Source organism: Serratia sp. Je.1.23.a (genome assembly GCF_051129805.1).
GTDB classification, from domain to species: domain Bacteria; phylum Pseudomonadota; class Gammaproteobacteria; order Enterobacterales; family Enterobacteriaceae; genus Serratia; species Serratia liquefaciens.
On record NZ_JBCPSR010000005.1, the window covers coordinates 112113 to 129780 of the forward strand.

The following is a 17668-nucleotide window of genomic DNA, read 5'->3' on the forward strand; positions in this document are numbered from 1 at the left end:
CTTGATGCAACTCCAATTATTTTGGGTAAACTCATTCTTTGATTGCAGGGGCTGAAAACCTGCCCTGCATTTTTTTGCTATTTTCCCGCCAGCCGGCGATACGCACAATAATTTTATGCAGAGAAATGTTAACTATTTGAAAATAATTGCCGGTTGCGTGAAAAAAAGCGGGCGCAATATGCTGCGCCCGCTTGTTATTCCCTCAGGGTTACTCTTCGCTGTCGCCCGTCGGCGCTCGTGCAGGCGCGTCGATCTCTACGCGATCGATACGCTGCAGGCCACGTGGCAGTGACGTGCCTTTACGGCCCCGCTCCGCACGGAACTTCTGCAAATCTTCCGGACGCAGCGTCAGCTTGCGTTTACCCACATGCAGCGTCACAGAGGTCTGCGGCGGCAACACGAACAGCCATGTCAGCTTGTCTTCACCGGAGGCGGCCTGCGCCGACGGGATAGAGACAATCTTGTTACCTTTGCCCTTCGACAACTGAGGCAGATCGGCAACCGGGAACAGCAGCATGCGACCGGCTGCGGTGATCGACAGCAGCATATCGTCGTCACCGTGGATCTCCATCGGCGCCAGCGCTTTGGCGTTGTCCGGCAGAGTAATCATCGCCTTGCCGGCACGGTTGCGTGCCACCAAATCGTTGAAGGTACAAACGAAGCCGTAGCCGGCGTCGGAAGCCATCAGCAGTTTTTGGTCGTCCGCCGCCATCAGCACCTGCTCAATGGTGGCGCCCGGCGGTGGCGTCAGCTTACCGGTCAGCGGCTCGCCCTGCCCGCGAGCCGAAGGCAGCGTCAGCGGATCAAGCGCGTAGCTGCGTCCGGTGGAGTCGATAAACACCACCGGCTGGTTGGTTTTGCCGCGCGCCGCGCTGCGGAAGCTGTCGCCCGCCTTGTAGCTCAGGCCGCTTGGGTCGATATCGTGGCCCTTGGCGCTGCGCACCCAGCCCATTTCAGACAGTACAATGGTCACCGGCTCAGAAGGCACGAAATCGTGCTCACTCATCGCCTTGGCTTCCGAACGCTCGGTAATCGGCGAGCGGCGATCGTCGCCGTAGGCCAATGCATCGGCCTGGATCTCTTTCTTGATCAGAGTATTCAGCTTGCGCTCGGAGGCCAGCAGCGCCTGCAGTTGATCGCGCTCTTTGGCCAGTTCGTCCTGCTCACCGCGGATCTTGAACTCTTCCAGCTTCGCCAAATGGCGAAGTTTCAGTTCGAGGATGGCCTCGGCCTGAGTGTCTGAAATACCAAAACGCGCCATCAGCACCGGCTTGGGTTCGTCCTCAGTACGGATGATGTTGATCACTTCATCGATATTGAGGAACGCCACCAGCAAACCTTCGAGGATGTGCAGGCGTTTCAGCACTTTTTCCAGACGGTAATTCAGGCGACGGCGTACCGTATCGCGACGGAACGCCAGCCACTCGGTCAGGATTTCTACCAGCCCCTTAACCTGCGGGCGGTTGTCCAGACCGATCATGTTCATGTTGATGCGGTAGCTGCGTTCCAGATCGGTGGTCGCAAACAGGTGGTTCATCACCTGTTCCAAATCGATACGGTTGGAACGTGGCACGATCACCAGCCGCGTTGGGTTCTCGTGATCGGATTCGTCACGCAGATCTTCAACCATCGGCAGCTTTTTGGCGCGCATCTGGCTGGCAATCTGCTCCAGCACCTTGGCGCCGGAAACCTGGTGCGGCAAGGCGGTAATCACCGCGCTGCCGTCTTCTTTCTTCCAAACGGCGCGCATACGCACTGAACCGCGGCCATTTTGATAGATTTTGCGAATTTCGTCGCGCGGCGTGATGATCTCGGCTTCGGTCGGGAAGTCCGGCCCCTGCACAAACTCGAGCAGGTCTTCAAGCGAAGCGCCCGGCCGCTCGAGCAGCTCCACCGCAGCGGCAGCCACTTCACGCACGTTGTGCGGAGGGATATCGGTCGCCATGCCCACGGCAATGCCGGTGGTGCCGTTCAGCAGAATGTTGGGCAGACGTGCCGGCAACATCTTCGGTTCTTGCATAGTGCCGTCAAAGTTCGGCACCCAGTCAACGGTGCCCTGACCCAGCTCGGCCAGCAACACTTCCGCATATTTGGACAGGCGCGATTCGGTATAACGCATCGCGGCGAAGGATTTCGGATCGTCCGGCGCACCCCAGTTCCCCTGGCCGTCTACCAGCGGATAGCGATAAGAGAATGGCTGCGCCATCAATACCATAGCTTCATAACAGGCGCTGTCGCCGTGCGGATGGTATTTACCCAGCACATCACCGACGGTACGGGCGGATTTTTTGAATTTGGCGCTGTTGCTCAGCCCCAGTTCCGACATGGCGTAGATGATGCGGCGTTGTACCGGCTTCAAACCGTCACCGATGTACGGCAACGCCCGATCCATGATGACGTACATGGAATAGTTCAGATAGGCGTTTTCAGTGAATGTGTGCAGCGGTAAACGCTCTACACCGTCATGAGTCAGATCACTCATTACTCAATTATCCTCAGACCGTGGCTTGGCAATCCCTGGACGACAAAGGGTTGATTCTGCCTGCGATAGTAACCCATCAGCAGGGTAGCTGTCACAGATGGCGCAGCAATCATCCGGCGAAGCCGGTGTATCAGGCAGTTTTATGCAAAATAGCGCTATGCGGTGGCGCATTTATTGACTCACAGTCAACACTGTTGTGCGCTGGATCGCATTTTTACTTGTATTGCTAACGATTACACTGTTTCTCAGCGAAATGTTTCCCGCCCCCGGCGCGGAGAACATCACACATTCTAATTCTGACAGGAGCCGTGAATAATGAGCAATATCCTGATTATCAATGCTAAAAAGCAGTTTGGCCATTCCAACGGCGAACTCAATCAAACCCTGAGCGACGTGGCGGAAAGCTTCCTGCGCGATGTACCGCACCAGGTGCAGGTCACCGTCGTCGACGACGGTTACGACATCGAAGCCGAGGTGCAAAAATACCTGTGGGCCGACGTGGTGATTTATCAAATGCCGGGCTGGTGGATGGGCGAGCCGTGGATCCTGAAAAAATACATCGATGAAGTGTTCACCGCCGGGCACGGCAGCCTGTACGCCAGTGACGGTCGTACCCGCTCAGACGCCGGCAAGAAGTACGGCTCCGGCGGCCTGATCCAGGGCAAGAAATACATGCTGAGCCTGACCTGGAACGCCCCGCTGGAAGCCTTTACCGACCCGGATCAGTTCTTCCATGGCGTCGGCGTCGACGGCGTGTATCTGCATTTCCATAAGGCCAATCAGTTCCTGGGAATGGAAGCGCTGCCGACCTTTATCTGTAATGATGTGATTAAACAACCGGATATCGATAGCGACATCGCACGTTATCGCGCGCATCTGACCGAAATTTTTGCTTAACTGATAGGTTATTCCCGAGATAATTCAAGTTGCTTCAAGGCGGCAACCAAACGCATCCGCGGGAGCGTACAAGTGGTACGTGACCGGGGTAAGTACGGACAGCCAACAAAGAGGCGGCTTGAAGTATGATGGGAATACACGTCAACCAATGAGGTAATGATGATCACCGTAATTGCAGAAATCAAAACCAAGCCGGGCCACCGTGAAACGGTTCTGAAGGCGATTGAGAAGCTGGTCCCGCTGGTACTGGCAGAGGATGGCTGTAGCGAATACACGCCAATGATCGACAGCCATACCCAGGCGCCATGGCAGAAGCTGTCGCCGGACTCGGTGTTTATGCTGGAGAAATGGGCCAGTCAGGCGCATCTGGAAAAGCATCTGGATATCGCTCACATGCACCGTCATCGTGACACCATCAAAGACAGCGTGCTGGGCGTGACCATTCACGTGCTGGGCAACGCCCTGTAAGACCGGTTGGGAACAGCCAGCCGTTTTCTACAGCGTCTGCGCATCAATATGCGCACTGACGTAGTCCAGAAAACAGGTAATACGCGCCGCCAACTGGGTATTGCGGTAATACACCGCATTAATCGGTTGGCGCACATCCAGCGTTTCCTGTTCCAGCAAGGGTATCAGTCGCCCCGCACGCTGATCGTCTCGCGTCATAAAATCCGCCAATTGCACTATCCCTTCCCCCCGTAACGCCAACTGACGCAGGGTTTCACCGCTGGAAGCCGAAATTGTCGGGGTGATGGCAAAATGCTGCGCCTGCTGATAGCGCAACGGCCACAGGTTGAGCGATTCCGGCTGGGTGAACCCGAGCAGGCAGTGCTCGCGCAGCGCTTCCACGCTGCCCGGTGTACCATTGCGCGCGAGGTATTCCGGGCTGGCGAGAATACGCAAGCGGCTGGAGCCCAACAGACGTGCATGAATGGTCGAGTCCCGCAGCGCGCCAATGCGAATGGCAATGTCGGTGCGCTTTTCCAGCAGATCGATGATCAGGTTATCGGTATTCAGTTCCAGCTCAATCTGCGGATAGCTTTGCCGGAAGCCGGCCACCAGCGGCACGATCACGTGTTCCATAAACGGAGCGGCAGCGTTGACCCGCAGTTTCCCGGCAGGGATCAACCTGCGCAACGCCATTTGCTCTTCGGCATTTTCCACCGAATGGATAATCTCACGCGCGTGGCTGAGAAAATTCTGGCCTTCTTCGGTCAGCTCCAGTCGACGCGTGGTGCGGCGCATCAGGGTCGTATCGAGTTTTTTTTCCAACCGGCTGAGTGCGCGGCTGATGCCGGAGGTAGTCTGGCCGAGCTGTTCGGCTGCGGCAGTGATGGAGCCGCTGTCAACGACGGTGGTAAAGGCAAGTAACTCTTCGAGGGTGATTTTCATGCATGCCGCCCAGAGTGGTCGGGTGCCGCACGCAGCGCCCCTGCGGAAAGAAGGCCCGGCGGAGAAGCCGGGCCTGACAGTCAGACAGAAAGCTCGGCCATATCGCCTTTGTCCTGCAGCCAGTTACGGCGGTCTTCTGAACGCTTCTTGGCCAGCAGCATGTCCATCATCGCCAGCGTCTGATCCACATCGTCGTCACTCACCGTCAATTGCACCAGACGGCGGGTATTCGGATCGAGCGTGGTTTCACGCAGCTGCAATGGGTTCATCTCGCCCAGCCCTTTAAAGCGCTGAACGTTAGGCTTGCCCTTTTTGCGCTTCAACTGCTCCAGCACGCCGGCTTTCTCTTCTTCGTCCAGCGCGTAGTACACCTCTTTGCCCAGATCGATACGGTACAGAGGCGGCATCGCCACATACACGTGGCCGCCCTTCACCAGCGAACGGAAGTGACGCACGAACAGCGCGCACAGCAGCGTGGCGATGTGCAAACCGTCGGAGTCCGCATCCGCCAGGATACAGATTTTACCGTAACGCAGTTGGCTAAGATCTTCGCTGTCCGGGTCAATGCCGATCGCCACGGAAATGTCGTGCACTTCCTGCGAGGCCAGCACTTCGTCCGAAGACACTTCCCAGGTGTTGAGGATTTTGCCTTTCAGCGGCATGATCGCCTGATATTCGCGATCGCGCGCCTGCTTGGCTGAACCGCCCGCCGAGTCCCCTTCTACCAGGAACAGTTCGGTCATGTTCAGATCCTGCGACGTACAGTCGGCCAGTTTGCCCGGCAATGCCGGCCCGCTGGTCAGCTTCTTGCGCACCACTTTTTTGGCGGCACGCAAGCGACGCTGGGCGCTGGAAATCGCCAACTCGGCCAGCTGTTCCGCCGCCTGAACGTTCTGGTTCAGCCACAGGCTGAAGGCGTCTTTCACCACGCCGGAAACGAAGGCCGCGCACTGGCGCGACGACAAACGTTCTTTGGTCTGGCCGGCGAACTGCGGATCCTGCATCTTGACCGACAGCACATAGGCGCAGCGGTCCCAGATATCTTCGGCGGACAGCTTAACGCCGCGCGGCAGAATATTGCGGAATTCGCAGAACTCACGCATCGCGTCCAGCAGGCCCTGACGCAGGCCGTTGACGTGGGTACCGCCCTGCATGGTCGGGATCAGGTTGACGTAGCTTTCGGTCAGCAGCTCACCGCCTTCCGGCAGCCACAGCAACGCCCAGTCCACCGCTTCGGTATCACCGGAGAAGTTACCGACAAAGGCCGCTTCCGGCAGGGTGATCAAGCCGTTGACAGCTTCCATCAGGTAATCGGTCAGGCCGTCCTGATAGCACCAACGTTGCTCGGTATTGTTCAGCTTGTCGATGAAGTAAATTTCAACGCCGGGGCACAGCACCGCTTTGGCCTTCAGCAGGTGGCTGAGGCGCGATACCGAGAAACGCGGGCTGTCGAAGAACTGCTCGTCAGGCCAGAAGTGGATACTGGTGCCGGTATTGCGCTTGCCGCAGCTGCCGGTCACCGCCAATTCCTGCACCTTGTCGCCGTTTTCGAAGGCAATGCTGTAGACGTTACCGTCACGCTTGACGTTGACTTCCACCCGTTTCGACAGGGCGTTAACCACCGAGATCCCCACGCCGTGCAGACCGCCGGAGAACTGGTAGTTTTTATTGGAGAATTTACCGCCGGCGTGCAGACGACACATGATCAACTCAACCGCAGGTACGCCTTCTTCAGGGTGGATATCCACCGGCATGCCGCGGCCGTCGTCGATCACTTCCAGTGACTGATCGGCGTGCAAAATCACGTCGATGCGCTTGGCGTGACCGGCCAAAGCTTCATCGACACTGTTATCTATCACCTCTTGGCCGAGGTGATTGGGGCGCGTCGTGTCGGTATACATGCCGGGACGACGGCGCACTGGTTCTAGACCGCTGAGTACTTCAATGGCATCAGCGTTATAGCTGGATTGAGTCATCGTTGATTATTTTTTCGTGGTTAAAGGAAGGTGCCGGAACCGTCTGCTCAGACAGCGTTGAGCCCTAAAAAATCCACAATCTGGGGGAAGTAGTGCTCGAAACCGACGAAAGCGTGGTTTCCACCCGATTCCACCGTCTGACGGCACGCAGTGTAATAGGCCACCGCTTGCCCATAATCGAGAATTTCATCGCCCGTTTGTTGCAGCAACCAGATTAAATCCGGTGACTCCAAGGGATCGATCTGCATCGTTTTCAGATCGTAAACGTGTCGTGACTCTAACACATATTGCTGGCCGGTGTAGGGGTTCTCGTTTTCGCCAAGGTAGTCAATCAGCAGCTCAAACGGCTTCACGGCAGGGTTAACCACTACCGCTGGCAGTGAAAAACACTGCGAAAGCCAGGTCGCGTAGTAGCCACCCAGCGAGGAACCAACCAGGCCCATCGTCTGCCCGGCACGCTCCATCACCAGATTCTCGATCATTTCGGCGGCTTCAGCCGGAAAAACCGGCAGCTGTGGCACCAACATTTCGATATGCGGATGATGCTCGGCCAGCCACGCCTTGAAGGACGTCGCTTTGGCCGAGTACGGCGAACTGTTAAAACCGTGCAGATAGAGCAGCGTAGAAGGCATCAGTACCCATCCGAATCCATGTCGGGGCGGAAGTCGTCGTTTTCCAATCGGAAAACCTGCGTCTCGATACGGCCGTCCGGCAGCAAGTCAAGATAGCGCCAGCCGGGCGAAACATCGTCGATGGTAAAATTGGTGCAGTGCGGTTTGAATTGCACGCAGGTAGAGGGCGACGCCAGCAGACGACGCCCCTGCCACTCCAGATCCAGCTCCTGATGAATATGCCCGCACAGCAGCGTGTTCACTTTCGGGTAGCGCAGCAGCACCGCACCCAGCATGTGTGGGTTGCGCAGGCTGTGCTGATCGAGCCAGGTGCAGCCGGAAGGCAGCGGATGATGGTGCAGCAGCATCAGGGTATAGCGCTCGGGATAGGCCTGCAGGCAGCGCTCCATCCACTCAAGCTGGTACTCGCTCAGTTCGCCGTGCGGCACGCCGAAAACCTGACTGTCCAGCAGCAACACCTGCCAGTGGTCGCCCACCAGCACCTGCTTTGACGGGGCGATACCGGCGTCGGCCAATGCGTCGACCATCGCCGGCTGAAAGTCATGGTTACCCGGCAACCAGACGCAAGGCGCCGGCAGACGGGCAATACCTTCGGCAAAATGCCGGTAGGCAGCCAATGAATGATCCTGGGCCAAATCACCGGTGGCGACGACCAAATCAAAATCACGCTGCTGCGCCAAAATGGCGTCCAACACCGCGTGATAGCTGCGATAGGTATTGATGCCGAGCAAAGTCTCATTTTCGCCGGCAAAAAGGTGGGTATCTGTTATTTGCAGAATCCTGACCCTGGCCCCACTTGCCACGGTCGGTTTAAACAGGCTTTCCAAATGGTGTCCTTTGTTATCTCAGTCTGTCTAACAAACCGGAACCGCCATCGCTCCATGCGCCAAACAGTAGCGCAACCAATCAGCAAGAAACTGGTTAATTTGATGCTTTTCGTCGCGTTGATGCAACTTTTTGTTGGGATAATCATAACGCGCTTTAAAGCGATAGATCTGCTGACTTGAACACACTTCCGCAACCATCGCGTCATGATACAGGCGCACCGTCATGGCAGGCAGGCTCCAGTAGCTGACCGCCGGGACGGTCTGCTCAATCTGCACCAGCGAGGTATAGCGTGTGGATTCAACAATAGTCAGACGATAACTGGCGCCACTCACCTGATAAGTCACCGTTTCACCCACTTCATCATTGCGCGGCAACAAGCGGCGCAATTGCGCGAAGTTGGTTTCGCACAATCTCATCATTTCGGGGAAATCAGGGGTATAGCGCTGTTTCATTAGTTGGCCCACTCTTTTCTCAACGATTCATGGTGCAACGCCAGCCACTGCAATGCAATCACTGATGCCGCGTTATCAATCGCGCCCTCTTCAACCCAGCGGTAAGCCTGTTCGCGGCTGACCACATGGACACGGATATCTTCATGCTCTTCTTCCAGTCCATGGATACCTTCCGCCGTGGTGGCGTCTACCTCGCCGACCATGATCGACAAGCGCTCGCTGGTGCCGCCTGGGCTCGCCAGATAACTCAGCACCGGCTTGCAGCGCCCGACCGTCACGCCGGCTTCTTCCTGCGCTTCGCGGCGGCATACGTCTTCAACGCTTTCGCCGGTTTCGATCATACCCGCCACCATTTCCAGTAGCCAGGGCGAGCTACTGGTATCGACCGCAGCGATGCGCAGTTGTTCAATCAGCACCACTTCGTCACGCACCGGGTCATAAGGCAGCAGCACCGCCGCGTGCCCACGCTCGAAAATTTCGCGCTTAATCTCCGGGCTCATATCGCCGTTGAATAAACGGTGACGAAAGCGATATAAATTGAGTGAAAAAAAACCACGATAAAGTGTCTCACGTGCAATAATTTCTACATCATTTTTATCGAGAGTAACGGGCGATGGCTGCGAGTGGCTCATAAGCGAATTCTCCTGCGTGAGTATGCCGATAAAATAAACAGTTTTGATGACAGAAACGGCGGGATAATCTTCCGCGGCTTTATGATAGATTGTGAGCCATGATATCAGGTGTGACGTACGCAGCCAGTTGAACTAAGGTAAACAGGCGGCCTGAAAGGTAAAAGTTACGCAAGATGGCACATTCCGCCACCTTATGCGTACAACAGACTCTGTTAGAATCGGCAACTATTTCGTCTATCGTCAGCGCTAACTACATAGCAATATTGCTGCACAACAAGGAATGCAAATGAAGAAACTGCTCCCCCTTCTTATCGGACTGAGCCTGGGCGGCTTCAGTGCAATGAGCCAGGCAGAGAACCTGCTGCAGGTCTACAAACAGGCCAGGGAAAGTAACCCGGATCTGCGCAAAACCGCCGCTGACCGTGACGCCGCATTCGAAAAAATCAATGAAGCGCGCAGCCCCTTACTGCCACAGTTGGGGTTAAGTGCGGGTTATACCCACACCAATGGCTACCGTGACAGTCGCGATCAAAACAGCGATGCCACCAGTGGTTCACTGGCGTTGACCCAAACCATCTTCGACATGTCGAAATGGCGCGCGCTGACGCTGCAGGAAAAAACTGCCGGCATCTCCGACGTGACGTTCCAGACTTCGTCGCAACAGCTGATCCTCGATACCGCCACCGCCTATTTCAACGTGCTGAGCGCCATCGATTCACTGTCCTATACCCAAGCGCAGAAACAGGCGGTATATCGCACCCTGGATCAAACCACTCAGCGCTTTAACGTTGGTCTGGTAGCGATCACCGACGTGCAGAACGCCCGTTCCAACTACGATACGGTGCTGGCGGCGGAAGTCACTGCCCGTAACACGCTGGATAACGCCTTGGAAAAACTGCGCCAGGTCACCGGCACCTTCTACCCGGAACTGGCTTCGCTGAATACCGACCGTTTCAGCACCCAGCGCCCGGAAGCAGTGAATAATCTGCTGAAAGAGGCCGAAAGCCGCAACCTGAGCCTGTTATCCGCCCGTCTGAGCCAGGATCTGGCCCGCGAGCAGATCCGCTCTGCGCAAACCGGCTATATGCCAACGATTGACTTCAATGCGTCCACGGCAGTCAGTAACACCAAAAACAACGGCTCGCGTAATTCAACGCCAGACGCCGATATTGGTCAGAACAAAGTGGGCCTGAGCTTTAATATGCCGCTTTACAGCGGTGGCCAGACCAACTCGCAGGTGCAACAAGCACAGTACAACTTCGTGGGCGCCAGTGAGCAACTGGAAAGTGCACACCGTAACGTGGTGCAGACTGTTCGTTCCTCGTTCAATAACGTGAACGCCTCGATCAGTAGCATCAACGCCTACAAACAGGCAGTGGTGTCGGCTCAGAGTTCACTGGATGCAATGGAAGCAGGTTATCAGGTCGGTACCCGCACCATCGTCGACGTGCTGGATGCCACCACCACACTGTATAACGCCAAGCAACAGCTCTCCAGCGCGCGTTATACCTATCTGATCAACCAGTTGAACATCAAGTTTGCGCTCGGTACCTTGAACGAGAACGACCTGATGCTGTTGAACGGTGCCTTGGGCAAACCAATCTCTACCTCGCAAGACGTGGTAGCGCCACCGACCACGGCGCAAGACGCTTATGCCGATGGTTATCAGGATAATGCGCCTGCACAGCAAAGCGCAGCGCCGGCACCGGTTGCCGCTACCCGGACCTCTGCGCCGGTGAGCACAACCACTCCGCCTGTACGCAACAGCGGTAATCCATTCCGCAACTGATTCGCGCACAGCATTGAAAACGGGGTATGGCATCTGCCTGCCCCGTTTTTTTTGTCTCGGCTTATAGATTTGGATCCTCAGCCCCAATAGCAGGAATTCACTTCTGGGCGTTTGGGCAGAAGAACTGGCTGAAAATCGAGAAAAGGCTCAAATAACCTGCATAAGTGCTTTCATGTATCCCATCGCATAGGCCATACCCGAGTGCCATGGCGCCTCACAGCTCATCTGCGGCGAATGATCGGGGATCAATACACCGTCAAATTTGCACTCTTTTAGCACTCGCAACACCTTCAGCATGTCTATATCACCTTCATCGATAAAGGTTTCATGGTAGTACGGCACTTTGCCTTTCACATTGCGAAAGTGGATATAAGCAATGGCATCCTGCTGTGCGTACTGCTCCACCGCCTGGTAAACATCCCCCTCTGACATTTCGGCGATAGTGCCAAGGCAGAATTCCAGCGCATTCGCGTGGCTGGGTTGCAAATCCAGCAATTTTTGATACAAATGCGGTTGATTGACCAACCGCGGCTGACCGCGTACAAACTCGAGCGGTGGATCATCCGGATGCGCTGCCAGCCTGACGCCAGCCTCTTCCGCCACCGGGACAATCTGCGCCAGGAACCACTCAAGACGCTGCCAAAGCTGCTCTTTCGTCGTCACCTCTCTCAACCCTGTAGCGTTTTCATCCACCACCATATTCCACGCCATGCTGGCCGGTAGCGGGCTTTCTGTTTGCTCATTGGCTCCGTTTAGCCCAACGGTTTTTGCTCCGCCACGCGCTTTATTTTCCTCTATTCGACCGGCGACCCCGGCCAGGCTGAAGTTATAGCCAAAAACGGGAATACCGGCGGCACCCACATTGCGAATAATTTGTTTAACCGTTTCTATCTGCTGAGTTTTTTTGGGGCCATCAAACAGAATGTCGTCCCAATGACAGGGATCGAAGTTTTCGATGGCAAAAAATGTCAGGCCGAATTTCTCCATCCGGGCACGAATATCGAGCAGCTCTTCTGTGCTCCAGATCTCCGCCTGTGCCGTTCCCCACCCTTGAGTATCGCCCACGGGCTGATTCGAACGAGAAAAACGATCGTTTCGATGAAAGTAATCCACCATGTGCACCACGACATGCGTCGCACCGCACTGGCGAGCAAAGGCAAAGTGCTCATCATCCAGCATATGCTTGTACAGACCGAAACCCAGTTTCATCACCTTATCTCCTGAAGAAAAAAATTTTATTTATCACCGATTACGGATTCGTACCCTGCCCCTCAGGCAGAAGCTATCAACCTGTATGACAGGTTATGAGAAATAAAAATAACAGAAAAGCGGCAAATCACTGCGATGTGATCTTCATCGTCAATATGGCAACAGCAAACCGTCGAAAAGAAGAGGGGGTGATATCATCACGGCTATCGCTTTATCTCGTTTGGATGGGATCCGATGGAGAACACTTCACGCTGGCAACGCCTGATCGAAGGCGAACTGCCGCCGGCCCAGCGCCCTGCTCCGGCAATTTATGCTTCCTGGCTACGTTGTCGCAGCCTGATGCAGCCTGCGGTGTGGAAAGCCCCCCACTGCGCGCTGGGCGCGACTTTTGCGTCAATCTGCCAGCGTAAGAACGATCTGCTGACGCTCGGCCAGGCAGCGTTGGAGGACGCCTGCGAATACATGGAACAGCGCCGCTGCCTGTTGGCTATCCTCGACGAAAGCGGCTGCATGCTGTGGCTGTGCGGCGATGTCCTGACTCGCGAACGTCTGCAGCTGTTGGGGTTTACCCCCGGCGCCTATTGGGCGGAAGGTGATATCGGCACCAATGCACCGTCGCTGGCAGCATCGGAGGGGCATCCGATACAGGTACGCGGCAGCGAGCACGTGCGTCAGGCGCTGCACGACTGGTCATTCTGCGCCACCCCAGTCTATGACAACAGCGGCCGTCAACGCGGGTCAATTGCGCTGGGCTGTCTGCTGGCCGACTGCGCCGCCGGCGATCTGTCCCTGACGCTGGCGCTGGCACGCGAAATCGGTAATTCGCTGAATGCCGATGGCCTCCTTGCCGAGTCCAACCGCCACCTGAACCAGCTTTACGGCCTGCTCGACGGCGTGGATGACGGCGTTATGGCCTGGGACCATCGCGGCTATCTGCAGTACATCAACCAGCGTGCCGCCACCCTGTTGAAACTGGATGAGCAGCAAAGCCAGGGCAAACCGCTGACACAGCTGCTGACGCTGCCCGCGTTGCTCAACCGAGCTATCGCCCAGCGTCAGGCGCTGCAGCACGTTGAAGTCACCTTTGAGAGCCAGCGGCAGTTTATCGCAACGCTATTGACCCTGAAGCCGATCTTCGACGGCGAGCGCTGCAGCTTTATCGCCCTGCTGCACCCGCTGGAAAGGCTGCGCCAGTATGTCAGCAGCCAATTGGGGCGCGTCAGCCACAGCTTTGAACAGATGCCGTCCGCCTCGCTGGAGATGCGTCGCTTGATTCGCTATGGCCAACAGGCGGCGAAGGGGCAGCATCCCATTTTGCTGTGTGGCGAAGAAGGCGTCGGCAAGGAACAACTCAGTCAGGCGATCCACAATGCCAGCGATCGCGCCGCCGGGCCCTATATCGCCCTCAACTGTCAGCTATTGCCGGAGGCCCAGGGGCTGCGCGAGCTGCTGGGCAGCGACGCCAACGAAGAGGAAGCGGGCCAGCTCAGCAAGTTTGAACTGGCCAACGGCGGGACGCTGTACCTGGAGCAGATTGAGTATTTGCCGATGGAAATGCAGTCGGCACTGTTACAGGTGCTGAAAACCGGCGTGGTAATGCGGCTCAACTCTAACCGGGTGATCCCGGTCGACGTGCGGGTGATCGCCAGCAGCGCCGCCGATCTGCCATTGCTGGTGCAGCAAAATCGCTTTCGCCGTCAGCTGTTTTACAGCCTGCAGGCGTTCGAGATCCAGATCCCGGCGTTACGCCAGCGCCTGAGCGATATTCCACTGTTGGTGAAGCATCATCTGCGCACGCTGGAACAGCATTTCCAGTGCCGCTTCCGGGTAGACGACGAGGTGATGACCCAACTTGGGCTCTATCTGTGGCCCGGCAACGATCTGGAGCTGAAAGGCGTGGTGGAGCGCACGGCGATGATGTGCCACGGCCACCACCTGCAACTGGCCGATCTGCCCGAGCACCTGCTCGGTCAACAGCCCTTACTGGAAAGTGACCCGCAGCCGGGTATGCCGCTGTTAACATTGGCGGAAATGGAGCGCCAGGCGATCATTCGCGCGGCCAACGTCAGCCGCGGGCAGTTGAATGAAATGGCGCAGCTGCTGGGGATTGGCCGCACTACGCTGTGGCGGAAAATCAAACAGTATCAAATTGATATCCGCCAGTTTAAGCTGCGCGCCTGAGGCGGCCGTCAGTGGCTGAGCTGCAATACCCCGCGTGCCGCATCCAGCATCGCTTTTTGGCCGTTGCGGGTTTTGCTCATGCAGTCGTGCATGCCAATCACCATCGGGATCCCCATCGCCTTAGCGAGGATCGCGCTGTGCGACAGCGCATTGCCACCGCTCAGGCAGATGCCCAGCACCAGCCGGCGATCTAACATCACCACGTCAGACGGCATCAGTTCGTCCATCACCAGAATCGACGGTGTGGTCAGCGTGATTAACGGCAACGGCTGCTGCTGCAGATGGCTCAAGGTGCGGCGCAGCATGTCGCGCACATCCAGCTCACGCGCCCGCATATATTCGTCGTCCAGCGCGCGATACTCCTCGGCTATCGCTTCCATCTCCTGCTGCCAGGCCTGCTCGGCACTGCATTGCTGACGGGCAATGCGAGTGTAGGCCGCCTGCTGCAGGTCCGGATCGTCCAGCAACATGCTGTGCGCGCCGAAAATCGCCGCCTGCGGCTTGCCAATCAACGAGCCGGTGCGCTCCGCCAGGCGGTTCAAATCGCCGAGCGTATGCTGCAGCGCTTCACGCAGCCGCTGCTGTTCGTTGAGTACGTCATCGGCGCCAATCTGGCGTTCGGTGATCGCCGGGCAGAAGCTGTACGCCTGCCAAACCGGGCCGCTGGTGACGCTTTCCGCCACCGGGATACCGTGCAGCGAAGGTAAGCTTTGCTCAGAGACGGTTTCGCCAAAGTGCTGCTCCGCCAATGCGCTAAAGGCAGCCAGCGCCTGGTCGGCCTGCGCACCGTCGGCAATCAGCCGGATGGTGTCGCCATGACGCACCTGCAACAATGCCAGTTGGTTAAGGCTGCGAGGATTGGCGCACTGCCCCTGCTTTTCCAGCACCAGTTCGGCATCGAACGGCGCCAGCGCTTCCGCCAGTCGGGCCGCCGGGCGGGCGTGCAGCCCATGTGGGTTCTGCACCGTCCAACTGACGCTTTTCCCCTGAGTGAGCGGTAATTCAACGTTTTTGACCACGGGCGCAGTACCCTCGCCCAGTTGCGCCTGCTTGGCCTGCAACGCGCCCTGCGCCTCGGCCAGCACCTGCTCCAACCCCGCGCCGGCATTTGCGGCAACCACGGCAGCCAGCGTCCCTTCAACCAACGGCGCCGAACACAGCCTGACTTTGGCGGCCAGCGCCGGATCCAGCAGATCGATGGCGGTTTCAGCGCTCAACAGCGCGCTGCCCAGGTCCATCAGCACCACAATGCCCGCGCCTTCAGCCACCGACTCTATCGCCTCCATCACCTTGATCGCATCGGTGCCTATCGGGTGCTCCGCATCATCGACACCCGCTGCCAGCGCCAGCTTGCAGCCGTCGCCACGCATCATCTGCAATGCCAGTTCCTCAACGCCGCGAGCCAACTGCGCACTGTGTGAAACAACAACGATATTGATCATCTCGCCTCCTGCTATTGGCCGGCGACCTCTGCCAGCGTTTTCATCATCAGCATCACCGAAGTTGCGCCCGGGTCCTGATGACCGATGCTGCGCTCACCCAGATAGCTGGCTCGCCCTTTGCGCGCCTGCATGGTGATAGTGCTTTCGACCGCCTGCTCCGCCCGCTCACTGGCGCGCTGCAGGGCTTCCGCGACGCCAAGCTGCTGCTCAACCGACTGACCAAGGCTGTCCACCACCGCCCACCAGGCATCGCACATGGTTTTATCACCCGGTTCCGCCTTGCCGCGCATCACTACGCCATCAACGCCTTCCTGCATCAGTTGATGCAGCTCCGCCAGATCCAGGCTCTGCTTGGCATTCGCCGCCTGCGCCGCACGAATGAAGAAGGTGCCAAACAGCGGACCGCTGGCGCCGCCCACGCTGGACAGCAGCGTCATGCCGGTGTTTTTCAGGATAAAACCAATGTCTTTGTCCGCCACCGAAGGCAGTTTCTCCACCACCTTGTTGAAGCCGCGGTTCATATTAAGCCCGTGGTCGGCGTCGCCGATCTCGGTATCCAGCCGGGTCAAGAAATCGCGCTGCTGAGTAAACACTTCGCCGCAACGCATCAGCCAATCGACCACTTGTTGTTTGGTTAACGCCATAATTCCTCCTCAGCAACCCCAACGCAGCGCAGGCGTTTTCACCGGCGCATCCCACAGGGACAACAACTCGTCATCCACCTTCAGCAGCGTGATTGAAACCCCTTGCATGTCCAGCGACGTGCAGTAAGAACCGATCAGGCTGCGTTCGACGATCAAGCCTGCTTCAGCGCAACGTTCCGCCAGACGGTGATAGACGCCATACAGCTCGGACAGAGGCGTCGCACCCAGGTTATTCACCAATGCAATTACGCGATCGCCGCGCGTCAGCGGCTGCTTGGTTTGCGCTTCATCACGCCATTCCCCCTGCTGACGATCCCAAACGCGGAGGGTGCGCTGGTAATGGCCATGGTCTATCAGGGTATGGAACATGTCGTCCACCGCCGCATTGAGGGTGGTAAACGGACGCCGCGCAATGCCCGGCTCGCCGTGAATGCCGACGCCAAACTCCATCTCGTTTTCCGCCAGCACGAACGAGGGCTTGCCGGCGGCCGGTACGGTACAGGCTCCCAATGCGATGCCGATCGAATGCCCGTGATTGTTGATGCTGTGGCCCAGCGTCACCAGGCTATCCAGATCGTCACCGCGCGCCGCTGCCGCACCGAGCAATTTTTCCATCAGCACGGTATTGGCCACCCCGCGACGTCCGGCGGTGAACAGGCTGTCTTTGACCGCCACGTCATCGTCCACCAGCACCGTCGCCACCTGGACGCCGCTGTCATGCAGCAGCTCGGTAGCGGTTTCAAAGTTCAGCACGTCGCCGGTATAGTTTTTTATTAGCAACAACACCCCGGCACCACCGTCGATCGCCTGGCCGCACTCGTACATTTTGTCCGGCGTTGGCGAGGTGAAAATTTCGCCCGGGCAGGCGCCGTCGAGCATGCCTTCGCCGACAAAGCCGCAGTGCATCGGCTCATGGCCGCTGCCGCCGCCGGACAGGATCGCCACTTTGCCCGCGACCGGCGCGTCGGCGCGAGTGACGAACACCGGCTCCTGATGCACCAACAGCTCCGGGTGCGCCTCTGCCAGCCCCAGCAGTTGCTCTTCCAGTACCGATTCCACCTTATTAATCAGTTTCTTCACGGTTATTTCCTCGTTTGGCCCACGGGACGCAG

The 17668-nt window shown here is 57.5% G+C and carries 15 protein-coding genes; 4 read left to right on the plus strand and 11 right to left on the minus strand.

Features of this window, described 5'->3' with window-relative positions:
* Nucleotides 1-208 precede the first annotated feature (208 nt).
* Nucleotides 209-2482 carry a DNA topoisomerase IV subunit A gene (gene parC, locus AAZT04_RS17885; RefSeq protein WP_020828681.1) on the minus strand — a complete coding sequence of 758 codons (2274 nt, stop codon included), beginning with the start codon at nt 2480-2482 and terminating at the stop codon, nt 209-211.
* Between the two features lie 315 nt (nt 2483-2797).
* Between parC and AAZT04_RS17890 the strand changes: the two genes are divergently transcribed.
* Nucleotides 2798-3379 (plus strand): NAD(P)H-dependent oxidoreductase, encoded by a 582-nt coding sequence (locus AAZT04_RS17890; protein WP_020828682.1) that lies wholly within the window; start codon nt 2798-2800, stop codon nt 3377-3379.
* A gap of 159 nt (nt 3380-3538) precedes the next feature.
* Nucleotides 3539-3847 (plus strand): putative quinol monooxygenase, encoded by a 309-nt coding sequence (locus tag AAZT04_RS17895; RefSeq protein WP_020828683.1) that lies wholly within the window; start codon nt 3539-3541, stop codon nt 3845-3847.
* 27 nt (nt 3848-3874) lie between these two features.
* Here AAZT04_RS17895 and AAZT04_RS17900 read toward each other — a convergent pair whose 3' ends face one another.
* The 6 genes from AAZT04_RS17900 to nudF form a co-directional block, all read right to left on the minus strand.
* Nucleotides 3875-4771, minus strand: coding sequence for a LysR substrate-binding domain-containing protein (locus tag AAZT04_RS17900; RefSeq protein ID WP_128864549.1), 897 nt, complete (start codon nt 4769-4771; stop codon nt 3875-3877).
* An 80-nt stretch (nt 4772-4851) separates the two neighbouring features.
* A complete protein-coding gene (gene parE, locus AAZT04_RS17905) occupies nt 4852-6747 on the minus strand; it encodes a DNA topoisomerase IV subunit B (RefSeq protein WP_020828685.1) in 1896 nt (631 codons plus the stop codon).
* Nucleotides 6748-6794: 47 nt separating this feature from the next.
* Entirely contained in the window at nt 6795-7379 is a 585-nt protein-coding gene (gene yqiA, locus AAZT04_RS17910; RefSeq protein ID WP_020828686.1) for an esterase YqiA, read from the minus strand.
* A complete protein-coding gene (cpdA, locus tag AAZT04_RS17915) occupies nt 7379-8206 on the minus strand; it encodes a 3',5'-cyclic-AMP phosphodiesterase (RefSeq protein ID WP_116691721.1) in 828 nt (275 codons plus the stop codon). The genes yqiA and cpdA overlap by 1 nt, the downstream gene beginning before the upstream one ends.
* 27 nt (nt 8207-8233) lie before the next feature.
* A complete protein-coding gene (locus tag AAZT04_RS17920; protein ID WP_020828688.1) occupies nt 8234-8659 on the minus strand; it encodes a DUF1249 family protein in 426 nt (141 codons plus the stop codon).
* A complete protein-coding gene (gene nudF, locus AAZT04_RS17925; RefSeq protein ID WP_020828689.1) occupies nt 8659-9291 on the minus strand; it encodes an ADP-ribose diphosphatase in 633 nt (210 codons plus the stop codon). The genes AAZT04_RS17920 and nudF overlap by 1 nt, the downstream gene beginning before the upstream one ends.
* A 286-nt stretch (nt 9292-9577) precedes the next feature.
* On the opposite strand from nudF, the gene tolC reads away from it, so the two are divergent.
* Complete coding sequence (gene tolC, locus AAZT04_RS17930) at nt 9578-11080, plus strand: outer membrane channel protein TolC (RefSeq protein WP_046372603.1); 1503 nt, start codon at nt 9578-9580, stop codon at nt 11078-11080.
* 147 nt (nt 11081-11227) lie between these two features.
* On the opposite strand, the gene AAZT04_RS17935 is transcribed toward tolC, so the two are convergent.
* Nucleotides 11228-12289: a mannonate dehydratase gene (locus tag AAZT04_RS17935; protein WP_262259230.1), complete on the minus strand. Its 1062-nt coding sequence runs from the start codon at nt 12287-12289 to the stop codon at nt 11228-11230.
* Nucleotides 12290-12523: 234 nt separating this feature from the next.
* On the opposite strand from AAZT04_RS17935, the gene dhaR reads away from it, so the two are divergent.
* Nucleotides 12524-14470: a dihydroxyacetone kinase operon transcriptional regulator DhaR gene (gene dhaR, locus AAZT04_RS17940; protein ID WP_046372601.1), complete on the plus strand. Its 1947-nt coding sequence runs from the start codon at nt 12524-12526 to the stop codon at nt 14468-14470.
* A gap of 8 nt (nt 14471-14478) precedes the next feature.
* On the opposite strand, the gene dhaM is transcribed toward dhaR, so the two are convergent.
* Genes dhaM through dhaK form a run of 3 tightly spaced genes read right to left on the minus strand, consistent with a single transcriptional unit; the run spans nt 14479 to nt 17636 of the window.
* Nucleotides 14479-15912, minus strand: coding sequence for a dihydroxyacetone kinase phosphoryl donor subunit DhaM (gene dhaM / locus AAZT04_RS17945; protein WP_262259208.1), 1434 nt, complete (start codon nt 15910-15912; stop codon nt 14479-14481).
* Between the two features lie 11 nt (nt 15913-15923).
* Complete coding sequence (gene dhaL, locus AAZT04_RS17950; RefSeq protein ID WP_020828694.1) at nt 15924-16556, minus strand: dihydroxyacetone kinase subunit DhaL; 633 nt, start codon at nt 16554-16556, stop codon at nt 15924-15926.
* A 9-nt stretch (nt 16557-16565) separates the two neighbouring features.
* A complete protein-coding gene (gene dhaK / locus AAZT04_RS17955; protein ID WP_041415710.1) occupies nt 16566-17636 on the minus strand; it encodes a dihydroxyacetone kinase subunit DhaK in 1071 nt (356 codons plus the stop codon).
* Between the last annotated feature and the right edge of the window lie 32 nt (nt 17637-17668).